This is a genomic window from Delftia lacustris (assembly GCF_040267515.1).
In the GTDB taxonomy this organism is placed as follows: domain Bacteria; phylum Pseudomonadota; class Gammaproteobacteria; order Burkholderiales; family Burkholderiaceae_C; genus Comamonas; species Comamonas tsuruhatensis.
Genome location: NZ_CP141274.1, coordinates 2,255,460 through 2,269,007, shown reverse-complemented (window position 1 = coordinate 2,269,007; position 13,548 = coordinate 2,255,460). Strand labels below are relative to the sequence as shown.

Here is a 13,548-nt window from a genome sequence, read left to right as displayed (position 1 = left end):
CCAGAAAATCGCACACTTGCATCCCACAAGCCGCCGCAAGGCGGCTTTTTTACGCCCCTGCTACCAGTGCGCGCCCTCGAAACGCTGCACGAGAAAATCCAGCAGCGCCCGCACGGCCACCGGCAGATGGCGGCGCGAGCTGTACAGCGCATGCACGGTCAGCGGCTGCGGGCGCCAGTCGGGCAGCACCAGCTCCAGCTGGCCGTTTTGCAGCATGGGCTGGACCAGGTAGGTTGGCTGCAAGGCAATGCCGGCGCCTTCGACGGCAGCGGCGGCCAGCACGGTGGCTTCGTTGGCGTTGAACCAGGTGGTGACGGCGATCTGCTGCTCATCGCTTTCATCGTCACGGCGAGTCAATTGCCAGACATTGCGCCCCACGCGCATGTGTCCCAGGCAGCGGTGCGCCTGCAGCTGGGCCGGTGCCTTCGGCCGGCCAGCCGCATCCAGATAGGCGGTCGAGGCCACCAGCACCGATTCGCAGACGGCCAGCGGCCGGCCGATGAGTGCGGCGCCCGGATCGGCGCTGATGCGTATGGCCAGGTCGATGCGCTGCTGCACCAGGTCCAGCGCGCCGTCGTCCACCAGCAGGTCGATCTTGAGGTGCGGGTGCAGCCGCATGAACTGCGCAATGGCCGGCGCCATCTGCGCATGGCCGAAGGACATGCTGCAGGTCACGCGCAGCAGGCCGCGCAACTGGCTGTCGCTGGCGCGCATCTCGCCTTGCACCTCATCGGCCAGGGCCAGCATCTGCTGGCTGTAGCGCAGGCACTGCGCACCGGCATCGGTAAGCGAGACACGGCGCGTGGTGCGGTGCAGCAGGCGCGCGCCCAGCCACTGCTCCAGCGACTCCACATGGCGCGTGGCCATGGCGCGCGACAGGTCCAGCCGCTCGGCCGCCGCCGTGAAGCTGCCGCATTCGGCCACCGTGGCAAACACCTGCATCGCCAGCAATCGGTCCATGGATATGCTCGATTTCTGCAACAAACAAGCGCATATTCTGCCGTTTATCTGCTCGATTTCAAAAACTAAAGTACCACCCATGGCAGCACGGCGCTGCCACCCGCTTTCTGTATTGTGCTTTTTTCAAAGGAAATCGACATGCTTCGCACCACCTTGCTTTCGCTCACCCTGGCCCTGTCGGCCGGCCTGTCCCACGCCCAGGCGCCCGCCCCGCTGCAGATGAAGGTCTACCAGGCCGACGAACACAGCTTTGCCGTGACCTCCACCCTGATCACCGGCGCCAAGGAGGCCGTGGTCGTGGACAGCGGCTTCACCCGCGCCGACGGCCTGCGCATTGCCGCCAATGTGCTGGACAGCGGCAAGCAGCTGACCACCATCCTCATCAGCAATGCCGACCCCGACTACTACTTCGGCGCCGAAGTGCTCAAGAGCCTGTTCCCGCAGGCCAAGGTGGTGGCCACGCCGGCCGTGCGCGAGAAGATCGAGTCCAAGCTGCAGGGCAAGCTGGCCTTCTGGGGCCCCAAGATGGGCGCCAACGCCCCCAGCCATCCCGTGCTGCCCGAGGCCCTGCAAGGCAATACGGTGATGGTGGACGGCCAGGCGCTGGAGCTGCGCGGCACCACCGGCCCGCTGGCCCACCGCCCCTATGTCTGGGTGCCTGCGCTGCAGGCCATCGTCGGCAACGTGGGCGTGTTCGGCAACCTGCATGTCTGGACGGCGGACACGCAAAAGAGCGCCGAGCGCAAGGCCTGGCTGGCGCAACTGGACGAGATGCAGGCCCTCAAGCCCGCTGTCGTCGTGCCCGGCCACATGCAGGCCGGCACGGCCATGAACGCCAGCGCCATCGCCTATACACGCGACTATCTCCAGCGTTTCGAGGCCGCCGCCGCCAAGGCGGGCAACAGCGCCGAGCTGATCGGTGCCATGAAGCAGGCCTACCCGCAGGCCGGCATGGCGCTGTCGCTGGACATCGGCGCCAAGGTGAACAAGGGCGAGATGCCATGGTAAGCATGCACTTTCGCAAAAATCCTCATGGAACCTGCATGCTGCGCCCTTGATCCAACCAGCTGCCGCCCTCATTCGTCGTGGCGGCAGGAGGTGCAGCCATGAAATACATGAAGCATTGGCAGGACCCGCTCAACGTCCTGCTGGGAGTCTGGTTGGCAGTCTCGCCCTGGGTGCTGGGGTTCCAGGACCAGATGGCGCCCACGGCCAACGGCGTGGTCATCGGACTGGCGCTGATTGCCGCTGCGCTGGGAGCCATCTTCATGCCCCGCGCGTGGGAGGAATGGACCGAAGGCCTGCTGGGTCTGTGGATGGTGATCTCGCCCTGGGTGCTGGGCTTTGCCGGCCAGATGGACGCCATGCGCAATGCCGTGGTGTCGGGCATCGTGGTGCTGGTGCTCGCGCTGTGGGTGCTGATGACCGACAAGGACTATATGGACTGGCGCAGTCACTCCGCCCACTGAGGCGCTGATGCGCAGCGGCCCGCAGGCGGCAATGCCCTGCGGGCCGCTGTTTTTTTTGCCGCCGTGCCCCTCAAGAACCGCCCAAGGACCGCCCAAGGCCGCTCAGACCACGACGGGCTCGGGCTCCAGGCGGATGCCGAATCGCTCGTAGACGCTGGTCTGTATCGCTCCGGCCAGCGTCATGACCTCGCCGCCCGTGACGCTGCTGTCCACGCTGTGCCGGTCGCCCCGGTTGACCAGCACCAGGGCCTGCTTGTCATACACCCCGGCGCGGCCCATGGACTTGCCCTTCCAGCCGCAGGCATCGATCAGCCAGCCGGCGGCCAGCTTGATGGAACCGTCGTCCATGGGGTAGTGCACGATGCGGGGCTCGCGCGCAATGATGTCGGCACACTGCTCGGGCGTCACCGTCGGGTTCTTGAAGAAGCTGCCCGCGTTGCCGATGTGCTCCGGATCGGGCAGCTTGGCGCGGCGGATCTCGCACACCCAGTCGAAGATCTGGCGGGCCGTGGGCTCGGCCACGCCCGCCTCGGCCTGGCGGCGCTGCAGGTCCAGGTAGCCCAGGCCGGGCTTCCAGTCCTTGGGCAGGGCCAGGCGCACGCGCGTGATCACGGCGCGGCCCTTGAGGCCCATGCCGCGCGGCGGCACGCCGCTCATGCGCGCACGCGCCACGGGCGTGGGCTCGGCCGGCGCATGCTTGAACACCGAGTCGCGGTAGCCGAAGGCGCATTGCGCGGCATCCAGCGTGAAGGACTCCCCCGTGGCCAGATCGATGGCATCCAGCGACTCGAACCGGTCCTGCAGCTCCAATCCGTAGGCGCCGATGTTCTGCACCGGCGATGCGCCCACGGTGCCGGGAATCAGCGCCATGTTCTCCAGGCCGCCGTAGCCCTGCGACAGGGTCCAGGCCACCAGGTCGTGCCAGCGTTCGCCGGCACCGGCCTCGACGATCCAGTGGCGATCGGTCTCGCGCAGCAGGCGCATGCCCGCTATCTCCATCTTGAGGACCACGGGATCGACGTCGCCCGTGATCACCACATTGCTGCCGCCGCCCAGCACGAACACGGGCTGGCGGCCCCACAGCGGATCGGCCAGGAAATGGCGCACGTCCTCGTCGCTGCGCACGCGCACCAGGGTGTGGGCACGGGCGGCGATGCCGAAGCTGTTGCAATGCTGCAGCGGAACATTTTTCTCGACTAACATCGACCGGATTGTCGCACCGCCTCCCTGCGCCGCCGGCCCCGCGCCCGCATCGCCCGGCCGCGCGCTGCGGTACTTTTTCAGAACATTTACAGGAAATATTTGCCATGCCTTCTTTTGACACCGTGTGCGAAGCCGACTTCGTCGAAGTGAAGAACGCCGTGGAGAACACCGCCAAGGAAATCGGCACACGCTTCGACTTCAAGGGCACCTCGGCCGCCATCGAGCTCAAGGACAAGGAAATCACGCTGTTCGGCGATGCCGACTTCCAGCTGCAGCAGGTCGAGGACATCCTGCGCAACAAGCTGACCAAGCGCAGCGTGGACGTGCGCTTCCTGGACATCCAGAAGGCCCAGAAGATCGGCGGCGACAAGCTCAAGCAGACCATCAAGGTCAAGAACGGCATCGAGGCCGAGCTGGGCAAGAAGCTGCAAAAGCTGATCAAGGACAGCAAGCTCAAGGTGCAGGCCGCCATCCAGGGCGACGCCGTGCGCGTCACCGGCGCCAAGCGCGACGACCTGCAGGCCGCCATGGCCCTGATCCGCAAGGACCTGGCCGACCATCCCCTGTCCTTCAACAACTTCCGCGACTGATCGCCTGGCACCCGCCTCTGCGCCACAAGCCACCCCATGCGCCACCTACGTGCCGTACTTCTGAGCCTGGCCGCAGCGGCCGCGCTGGCTCCACCATCGGCGACGGCGCAGTCCGTGGCGCTCAGCGGCGTGCTGGGCAGCAAGGCCTTGCTGGTCATAGACGGCGGCACGCCGCGCGCGCTGGCGGCGGGCGACAGCCTGCAGGATGTGCGCGTGCTGCAGGTATCGGGCGACACGGCCGAGGTGGAAATCAAGGGCCGCCGCCAGACATTGCGCCTGGGCGAGGCGCCCATCAGCCTGGGCGGCCGGGGCGCGGCGGCGGGCGATCCTGCGCTCGGCCGGCGCGTGGTGCTCAAGGCCGACAACCGGGGGCACTTCATCGAACGCGGCCAGATCAATGGCAAGACCATGGTCTACATGGTGGACACGGGCGCCAGCTCGGTCGCCATCGGCCGGTCCGACGCCGAACGCATGGGCCTGCCCTTTCTCAAGGGCCAGCCGGTGATGATGCGCACCGCCAACGGCGATGCCCAGGGCTGGCGCCTGCGGCTGGATTCGGTGCGCGTGGGCGATGTCGAGGTCTTCGGTGTGGACGCCGTGGTCGCCCCTCTTCCCATGCCCTATGTGCTGCTAGGCAACAGCTTTCTTGCCCACGTCCAGATGACCCGCCAGGGCAGCGAGATGGTGCTGGAGCGGCGCTGATGCGGCCTGCATGCGCCCCGCTTCCCGCACCCCGCCAACGATGAGCCGACGCCCCGACGATTCCTACGAAGACCTGCTGGGCCTGTGGTCCGACCTGGAGGCCGCACTGTCCGTGCTGCTGTCCGCGCCGCTGCAGGTGCAGGGCTTCCTGGTCAAGCTGCAGCAGATCGACCTGTGGCTGCAGGAGCTGATCGCCCACGACAGCGATGCCGCGCTGTACCTGATGTTCCAGCGCGCCTGCTCGTCCACCGTGGGCTACAGCGCCTCCCATGCCCTGGTCTGCGCCTGCCTGTGCCATGTGCTGGCGCGCGAGCTGCGCCTGGACGAGTCCGAACACCGCACCCTGGTGTATGGCGCACTGACCATGAACATCGGCATGAACGCGCTGCAGGACGAACTGGCGCTGCAGCGCGAGCCGCTGACCCCCGCCCAGCAGCAGGCCGTGCAGCGCCACCCGCTGCACAGCCAGGCCCTGCTGGCGCGGCTGTTCGTCAACGATGCGCTGTGGCTGGAGCTGGTGGGCCACCACCACGAGGCCGTGCCGCAGCAGCCGCTGTCCACGCTGGCGCCCGTGCAGCGGCTGGTCCGCATCCTGGGCACGGTGGACCGCTACGCCGCCCTGATCAGCCCGCGCAAGTCACGCGAAGGCCGCAGCGCCGCCGAGTCGCTGCGCGCGCTCACCCAGCAGCAGCGCTACTCCGACGAGGTGGGCTTCGCGCTGGTGCGCGCCGTGGGCCTGTGCCCGCCGGGCACCTATGTGCGGCTGGACAACGGTGACATCGCCGTGGTGCTGCGCCGTGGCGAGCCGCCGCAGCCGCCGCTGGTGGCCAGCGTGATCGGCGCCGACGGCGCCAGCCTCTACCCGCCCGTCATCCATGAAGGCGAGGACGGCCCCCGCATCCGCTCGGCACTGGCGCGCGCCGCCATCACGCTGGAGCTGGACCCGCGCACGCTGGCCCAGCTGGGCGTGCTGGCCGCACGCGGCAGCCAGTCGCTGTACCGCATGGTGCAGATGCCCGGGCCTGTCTGACCGATCTGGCGCCTGAAGCGCGCGACACCGGCGCCGCGGCCCGTGTCAGGTCCGCGCGCCAGCCCACAGGCCCGCATGGTGGCCACGCGTGAAGGCCTCCTCCAGTACCGAGTAGCCGGCCCAGTCGGAATGTGCGAACCACAGGCGGCGCGTGCCCGGCGTGGGCAGCAGGGCCACGCGCTCGCCGGCGCACAGCGCGCTGCGCCCCCGGTGGTGCGACTGCAGCGCCACCTGGCTGAGCAGCTGCTGGTCACCGGGCCGGGGTATGGCCATGGCGTGGCCGTAGCGCGTGATCTCCATGCGCGTGGCCTTGTGCAGCAGGTCGGGATGGGGAACGAGCAGGCTGCCGACGATGCGGTCCCGCCAGAAGCCGAAGGGCTGGCCCAGCAGTTGGGCGCGCCCGTCAGGCCAGTCGCCCAGCGCCTGGTAGTAGCTGAGCACCGTGGGCCGGGGCGTGAGCCGGTCCAGGCCCTGGTGGCCCGCGTCCACGTAGCCCAGGCCGCCCGCATTCGGATCGGCAAACAGCACGTTGTCCCAGGCCGGATCGGCGCCGGGCCGGTCAGCCAGCGGCCGCTGCAGATGGATGTTGGCCACCAGCCAGGGCGCCCAGTCCAGCCGGCCCGCCACCGCGCGCAGGAAGTCCGGCGCATCGCGCACCACGCGTGCCGCGATGAAGCTGGGCAGGGCCACGATGCAGCGCGCGGCCAGCCAGCGCTCGTGCTGCTGGCGACCGTGGTGGTAGACGTCGATCTCCACGCCATCGGCACTCTCGGCAATGGATAGCACGCTGCAATCGGTCTGCAGGTCGGTGGAGCCCAGCCCGGCCACCAGTTGCTGCGACAGCCAGCCATTGCCCTGGGGCCAGGTCAGCACGGCATCACCCGCGTCTTCGGGCGTGCGCTCATCCTGGCGGCGCGGGGCCGAGAAGCCGTGGCGGCTGGCGAAATAGTGCAGGCCCGCCCAGGCCGACACCCGCGCCAGGCCCGCGCCGAAATCGTCGCGGCAGCAGTACTCCAGATACCAGATCAGCTGCGCATCATCGATGCCCTGGCTGGCCAGCCAGGCCTGCATGGTCTGGCCGTCCAGCGCGGCATGGGCGGCGGGCAGCCGGCCCTGGCGCTGCCAGACGCGGATGGACGGCATGGCAAAGGGCGCCCTGTCCATCTCCTGGGCCACGCTGCGCGCAAAGAGTTCGTACTGCTCCAGCGTGCGCGGCGCCACGCCATCGACGGGCAGCAGGCCCTCATGCCAGGCGCCCTGCCAGAACAGGCGCTCCTGCGGGCTGTGGCACAGATGGCGCTCGTCGTACTGCCAGCGGCCCGCGCGGCGCTGGCGCAGGCCCAGGGCCTCGAGCCAGTCCTGGACCTCGGATGCATCGTCGCCAGGCAAGGGCAGATAGTGGGCGCCCAAAGGACAGGCCAGCCCGGACATGCTGCCGCCCTGGCTGTTTCCGCCCATGGCCGGCTGCGTGTCCAGCAGTGCCACACCCTGCACCCCCGACAGCTCCAGCGCCCGCGCAGCCGCCAGGCCCGCCATGCCGCCACCGGCGATCACCACGTTGGCACGGTGCACCACGGCCGGCGCCGGCAGCGCCAGGCCCTGGCCCAATCGCTGCCAGAACGCGCGCAAGGCATGGCCGCGCTCCAGCGCCACGCCGCTGAAGCCACCAGGCAGGTCTTCCAGACGAGGCGGCGTTGGCGTGCAGCCGGCCAGGCCTGCGGCCGCACCGCCGGCCAGGCCCTGCAGCCATTGGCGCCGGCTCCACAAAGACGGGCGGTCGGGGCTCAACGCTCCACCCTGCCCCATTCGCGTTCGTAGGTATTGACCAGCACCTGGTTGGACAGGCGGTTGACCTCGGCCGGCACACGCGCCATGTCCAGCGGAAAGTCGAACATCAGCGCCATGGTCTGCGCGCTCAGAAAGCGCAGGCCCGCAGGCAGTGCATCGGGCTCGCGCCAGGGCCGGTGGCTGGCGATGACGAAGCCCCACTCGCCAAAGCTGGGCACATGGGCGTGGTAGGGCGTGGCCTGCAGGCCGATGGATTCGATGGTCTGCACCACGGTCCAGTAGCTCTTGCGCGCGATCAGGGGCGACGTGGTCTGCACCACGGCGTAGCCGCTGGCGGCCAGGCGCTTGTCCAGCAAGGCATAGAAGCTGTTGGTGAACAGCTTGCCGATGGCGAAATTGGTCGGGTCGGGGAAATCGACGATGACCACGTCGAAGGTGTCTCCGCCCTGCTGCAGCCAGTGGAAGGCATCGGTGTTGACGATGCGCACGCGCGCATCGCTGAGCGCATCGCCGTTGAGCCGGCGCAGCATGGCGTTGTCCTTGAACAGGTCGGTCATGGCCGGGTCCAGTTCCACCAGCGTGACCGACTCCACCGAGGGGTACTTGAGCACCTCGCGCACGGCCATGCCGTCGCCGCCGCCCAGCACGGCCACGCGCTTGGGCGCGCCATGCGCGGCCATCACGGGATGGACCAGGGCCTCGTGGTAGCGGTACTCGTCGCCTTGCGCGAACTGCAGGTTGCCATTGAGGTACAGCCGCGCGCCCTGGCGTCCCTGCGTCACCACGATGCGCTGGTAGGGCGAGCTGCTGGAGAGCACGATGCGGTCCTGGTAGAAATGGTCGTCGGCCAGGCGCGTCAGATGGTCGGCTCCCCAGATGCCCGTGCCCAGCAGGGCCAGCACGGCCGCGCAGGCCAGGGCATGGGCGCGCGGGCGCCGCAGTTCATGCCGAAACAGCAGCAGCGCCCACACCGCCACCGCCGCATTCATGAAGCCGAACAGCAGCCCCGTGCGCACCAGGCCCAGCTTGGGCACCAGCAGCAGCGGAAATGCCAGCGACACGGCCAGCGCCCCCAGGTAGTCGAAGGTCAGCACCTGGGACACCAGGTCCTTGAGCGTCACATTGCGCTTGAGGATGCGCATCACCAGCGGAATCTCCAGCCCCACCAGCGTTCCCACCACCAGCACCATGCCGTACAGCAGGAACCGGAACGCGCCGGGCGCGTAGGCATTGGCAATGAACAGCGTGGCCGGCAACGCACCGCCGACCAGGGCCACCATCAGCTCGATGCGCAGAAAGTGCGCAGGCAGGTGGTCCTCGAAATAGCGCGACAGCCAGGAGCCTATGCCCATGGCGAACAGGTAGCTGCCGATGATGGTGGAGAACTGCAGGACCGAGTCGCCCAGCAGATAGGAAGCCAGCGCGCCCGCAGCCAACTCATAGAGCAGGCCGCAGGCCGCGATCACGAAAACGCTGACCAGCAGGGCGATGTCGATGGGGCGCGCCGGCTGCGCGCCGGCAAGAGAGGCTGAGGTTTGCACGGCCGGTATTGTGCGCGATGCGCCCCCCGTGTGCGCGAGAGGCGCCGTGCAACGGGAGAAGGCGCCGCGCGCCTCCTGGGGGTTCCGTCAGAACTGGTAGTTGGCGCTGACCAGCACGCTGCGCGGTGCGCCCGGCATGGAGCCGGAGCGCCAGTACTGCTTGTCGAACAGGTTGGACAGGGCCACGGTCACGGTCCAGGCGTCCTGGCGCCAGCCCACCAGCGCATCCCAGCGCGAGTAGCCGGGCAGGATGGCCGTGTTGGCGGCGTTGGTGAAGCGGCTGCCCGTGTAGGTCACGCCGACTTCGCCATACCAGGGTCCCTTGGGCGCATAGCGCAGGAACAGGTTGCCGTTGCGCTTGGCCGTGTCACGCAGGTACAGGCCCACGTTGGCGGGGTTTTGCGCGTCTTCAGCCACCTTGGCCTGCATGAAGGCCACGCCGCCGCGCACATACCAGGAACCGGCCACGCGGCCGGCCGCGCTGAACTCGATGCCGCGCGAACGGTCCTTGCCCCGGATGGCCCAGGTGTAGGGATCATTCTCGGGATCGGGGCGGTAGCGGATGTTGTACTTCTCCAGCTGGTAGACGGACACCTGGGTGGACAGCGCGCCGCCCAGCCAGTCGCTCTTGACGCCGACCTCGGACTGGCGCGAGTACTGGGGTTCGTCGTCCGGCACCGCGCCCACGGCGGTTTCCACGGTCAGGATGCCGCGGCCGCCATAGGGCGAATAGCTCTTGTTCCAGGACGCATAGAAGCTGTGCTCGCGCACCGGCTGCCACACCACGCCCACGCGCGGGCTGAAGCCGTTGCCGTCGGTCTTGCGCGTGAGGTTGGCGATCTTGTTGGTGCTCTGGAAGTCATAGCTGTCGTAGCGCAGGCCCAGCAGCAGCTTCCACTGCTCGGTCAGGCTGACCAGGTCCTGCATGTACAGCGCCTGGCCCTTGCCCTTGTGATAGTTGTCCTGGGTCGGCTTGCCCTGCGCCGGACGGCTAGGCCAGACGATGGGCTGCAACGGGTCATAGGCGAAGGTGCTGCCGGGCTGGCCGACGCGCGGCGCGCGCTCTTCCTCGCTGGCCTCCAGGCCCACCAGCAGGTCGTGCTTGATGCTGCCCGTGCTGAACTTGCCCGTCAGGTCCAGCGTGTTGGACAGCGTGGTGTTGCGGGTCTGCTGCCAGGCGTAGTTGGGCGTGATCTTGCCGGTGGCGGCACGATAGGTGCCGGCGAAGTAGTGGTCGAAATCCTGGCTGGCCTCGCGCTTGCTGGCCACCCAGCGCAGACTCCAGCGGTTGTTGAAGTCGTAGGACAGGTCGGAGCGCAGCACGCGCAGGCGGTCTTCCACATAGTCGCCCGGCGCCGCAAAGCCCTTGCGGATGGAGACACCGGCCGGCAGCTGGTCGTAGACCGGGCCGCGATCGGGCACGCGCCAGACGTTGTCATAGGTGTACTGGCCGGTCCAGCGCCAGCCCGTGCGCGAGTCCACCAGGATGCTGGGCGAGACCATCTCGTTGCGGTTGCGTATGCCTTCGCGGAAGCTGTGGGCCTGCTCGCGGTCGGCCGTCAGTCGCACGGCCACGTTCTCGTTGAGCACGCGGTTGATGTCGATGGTGCCGCCCACGTTGTCCCAGGAGCCGCCGCGCAGCGTGATGCTGCTCTTGGCATCGAAACGCGCCTGCTTGCTCACCATGTTGACCACGCCGCCGCCTGCGCTGCGGCCATAGAGCACCGAGGCCGGGCCCTTGAGGATCTCGATGCGCTCCACATTGGCGGTGCTGCGGCGCACCTGGCCGCTCTCGCGCACGCCGTCGCGGTAGATGTCGCTCTCGTCGGCCTTGAAGCCTCGGATGTACACGCCTTCGCCGCGCATGTCGTAGCTGGTGTTCACGCCGGGAACGCCGTCCAGCATGGTGGCCAGGTCGTTGATGCCGTAGTTCTTGTACTTGTTGACCTCCAGCGTGTCGATGGTCTGCGGGATGTCCTTGGGCGCCAGGTAGGTCTTGGTCGCCGTGGTCACGCCTTCGGGCCGCACGTCGTCAGGGTCGTACTGGGAGGCGTTGACCTGCAGCGTAGGCAGGGTGTGGGCCTGTTGAGGCTGCGTCTGCGTCTGTGCCTGGGCCGGATCGGCTGGAACGGCTGGGGCGGCCTCCTGGGCATGGACCGCGCCCGCCAGCGCGGTGGTGATGATGCCAGCGGTCACACCCACTGAAAGCCTTGCCCTGCGGGCAGCTTGATGGTCTGTCATGGAAACCCTCTCTTCGAATGAAGGGGGCGATTTTATTTAGAATGCAAACGAATATCATTTGCAAACTCACTATCAACAAGGAATTTGTTGCGACGCAGCAACGCCGCCATGCGCAGCGCAGCCGCACCTTTTCAGGCGGGCTGCGTGTCGGCAGGAGATGGGGAATGCGGGGGCCAGGCGGCCCGTTCAGTGGATGGCGGCCGCGACGATGATGCTGATGCCCAGGCACATGGCGGCCACCACCATGGCCAGCGCCTTGTTGTGCTTCTCGACGATCTCGGCCCACATGTCCACGGGTGTGATCTTGTCGATGATGAAGAAGCACAGCCAGAACACCACCACGCCTACCAGCGCATAGAGGATCGAGCCGAAGAAGGCGGCGGGGTTGAGCCAGTCGAAGTTCATGATCAGTTTCTCCGTTGTTTACTTGTGGCTGCCGCCCGAGGTGTAGCCACCCCAGGAGCCGCCGCTGCTGCGGGTGTAGCTGTTGCAGTTGGCGTCGGTATTGGGGTCGCAGTTGGGGCGCGATGCGCAGCCGCGCAAGGTGACGAACACCAGCCAGAGGATGAGCAGCCCGATGATGATGGTCCACAGCCCGAAGCGGCTGCCCGACATCACACCGACCTGCGAGCGGTCACGCAACTGCTTGAGGCCGAAGGCCATTGCCAGCGTGGTGGCCGAGACGGCGCTGCCATGCGACCAGGTGGTCTCGCCGCTCTCGGTCTCGCTGGCCAGGAAGGCCTTGTTCTGCGCGCCTGCGCTCACATAGTCCACATTGCGCGTGGTCTGGCCGCGCTGCACGGGCCAGTAGAACTCGCCCAGGGCGTAGGTGGTCTCGGCCGTGTAGCGCGATTCAAGCTGGTACTGCCGGCCCATGTACTTGGCCGTGCTGCGGTTCTTGGAGAGCTTGGGCACGCCCGTGGTCACGCGGGCCATGCTCCAGCCATCGGAGGAATCGACCAGGAATGCGAAGCCGGCCTTCTGGTTGAACAGCAGGTACTCCTCCCAGCCAAAGCTCTCGTCGTCGCCAGGCTCCTGGCCCATGCGGTGCTGAAAGCCCACCACCTGCCATTGCTGGCCTTCCAGCACACCCTTGCTGCCCAGCGGGATGGCCGGGCGCACGGGCTCGTTCTGTTCCGCATAGGCCAATTCCTTGCCAATGCCCTGGCTCAGGTCCACCAGCGACCCGCAGCTGGGGCAGCTCAGGCTCTTGGTGGTGGAAAAGCGCACGGGCACCACAGCGCCGCACTTTGGGCAGTTGAAGTGCCGGCCCTGCTCACCCTTGAGCGAGGCGCCGTCGCGCAGCCCCTGCATCCTGAGGTCGTCCAGCACCACGCGCTCGCCCAGGCTCAGCGCGGGCGGCTGGACGGAGAAGTCCACGGACAGCACCTGGCCCTGCTCGCTGCGCAGCTCCACCAGCCGGTACGGTGTGCCGGGCTCGGGCAGCTGCGCCAGCTCGCCCTGGGCCGATACCAGCCGCGCGTTCTGCACGCTGCTGACCGTGAAGCTCTTGCCGCCCAGCACACGCTGCGAACCCAGCAGCCAGTCGGAGGCCTTGAACGGCCCGTTGCGCAGGGCCTCGGCCTCCCAGGGCCAGGACCAGACGAACTGGCCGTTGTCCTCGCTCAGGAAGCCCAGCGCGCCATCGCTGAACGCGGCCACCCATTCGCTCCAGGCGCCCGCCTCGCTCTTGAGCTGCAGCCGCCCGACCAGGGTGAAGTGCTCGGGCTTGCCGTTGCGCAGCATCTGGCCCGTGGCGCCGATGCGCAGGGGGCTGTAGTCCTCGAAGACCTCGGCCATGGAGCCACGGCGCTGCAGCACATCGCCCTGGCGCACCACGGTGCTGCGGCAGAACTCGCAGACGGCATAGCTGGCCTGGGCGCTGGCAAATTCCACGGGCGCGCCGCAGCCGGGGCATGGTGCGCGGTACACGCGCTGCGATGGACTGGATGCCATGTGAGAGAGTCGTCAGTGAAGAGAGGGCCTGGAGCGTGACCGGCCGGCCACGCCCCGCACGCAAGCTG

Annotated in this window: 12 protein-coding genes; 5 read left to right on the top strand and 7 right to left on the bottom strand. The window is 68.0% G+C overall.

Annotated elements, in window-relative coordinates:
* Positions 1-60: 60 nt before the first annotated feature.
* Positions 61-960: a LysR family transcriptional regulator gene (locus tag U6958_RS11625; protein ID WP_074921431.1), complete on the bottom strand. Its 900-nt coding sequence runs from the start codon at positions 958-960 to the stop codon at positions 61-63.
* A 138-nt stretch (positions 961-1,098) separates the two neighbouring features.
* Between U6958_RS11625 and U6958_RS11620 the strand changes: the two genes are divergently transcribed.
* Both U6958_RS11620 and U6958_RS11615 read left to right on the top strand, forming a co-directional pair.
* Entirely contained in the window at positions 1,099-1,968 is an 870-nt protein-coding gene (locus U6958_RS11620; RefSeq protein ID WP_074921430.1) for an MBL fold metallo-hydrolase, read from the top strand.
* 98 nt (positions 1,969-2,066) lie between these two features.
* Positions 2,067-2,429, top strand: a complete 363-nt coding sequence (locus U6958_RS11615; RefSeq protein ID WP_016451422.1) for an SPW repeat protein — start codon at positions 2,067-2,069, stop codon at positions 2,427-2,429.
* A gap of 102 nt (positions 2,430-2,531) precedes the next feature.
* On the opposite strand, the gene murB is transcribed toward U6958_RS11615, so the two are convergent.
* Entirely contained in the window at positions 2,532-3,632 is a 1,101-nt protein-coding gene (gene murB, locus U6958_RS11610) for a UDP-N-acetylmuramate dehydrogenase (RefSeq protein ID WP_016449248.1), read from the bottom strand.
* Positions 3,633-3,736: 104 nt separating this feature from the next.
* On the opposite strand from murB, the gene U6958_RS11605 reads away from it, so the two are divergent.
* Genes U6958_RS11605 through U6958_RS11595 form a run of 3 tightly spaced genes read left to right on the top strand, consistent with a single transcriptional unit; the run spans position 3,737 to position 5,954 of the window.
* Entirely contained in the window at positions 3,737-4,222 is a 486-nt protein-coding gene (locus U6958_RS11605; RefSeq protein WP_012206580.1) for a YajQ family cyclic di-GMP-binding protein, read from the top strand.
* A gap of 36 nt (positions 4,223-4,258) precedes the next feature.
* Complete coding sequence (locus tag U6958_RS11600) at positions 4,259-4,924, top strand: TIGR02281 family clan AA aspartic protease (RefSeq protein WP_016449247.1); 666 nt, start codon at positions 4,259-4,261, stop codon at positions 4,922-4,924.
* Positions 4,925-4,964: 40 nt separating this feature from the next.
* Entirely contained in the window at positions 4,965-5,954 is a 990-nt protein-coding gene (locus U6958_RS11595; RefSeq protein ID WP_016451420.1) for an HD-GYP domain-containing protein, read from the top strand.
* 45 nt (positions 5,955-5,999) lie between these two features.
* On the opposite strand, the gene U6958_RS11590 is transcribed toward U6958_RS11595, so the two are convergent.
* From U6958_RS11590 to U6958_RS11570, 5 genes are all read right to left on the bottom strand, one after another.
* Positions 6,000-7,760, bottom strand: a complete 1,761-nt coding sequence (locus tag U6958_RS11590) for an FAD-dependent oxidoreductase (protein ID WP_074921429.1) — start codon at positions 7,758-7,760, stop codon at positions 6,000-6,002.
* On the bottom strand, positions 7,739-9,283 hold the full coding sequence (locus tag U6958_RS11585) for a polyamine aminopropyltransferase (RefSeq protein WP_016449244.1): 1,545 nt from the start codon (positions 9,281-9,283) through the stop codon (positions 7,739-7,741). Before U6958_RS11585 ends, U6958_RS11590 begins: the two co-directional genes overlap by 22 nt.
* Before the next feature lie 87 nt (positions 9,284-9,370).
* Positions 9,371-11,524: a TonB-dependent siderophore receptor gene (locus U6958_RS11580; protein WP_074921428.1), complete on the bottom strand. Its 2,154-nt coding sequence runs from the start codon at positions 11,522-11,524 to the stop codon at positions 9,371-9,373.
* A 186-nt stretch (positions 11,525-11,710) separates the two neighbouring features.
* Positions 11,711-11,929 (bottom strand): DUF350 domain-containing protein, encoded by a 219-nt coding sequence (locus U6958_RS11575; protein WP_016449242.1) that lies wholly within the window; start codon positions 11,927-11,929, stop codon positions 11,711-11,713.
* A gap of 18 nt (positions 11,930-11,947) precedes the next feature.
* On the bottom strand, positions 11,948-13,480 hold the full coding sequence (locus tag U6958_RS11570) for a DUF4178 domain-containing protein (protein WP_016449241.1): 1,533 nt from the start codon (positions 13,478-13,480) through the stop codon (positions 11,948-11,950).
* Between the last annotated feature and the right edge of the window lie 68 nt (positions 13,481-13,548).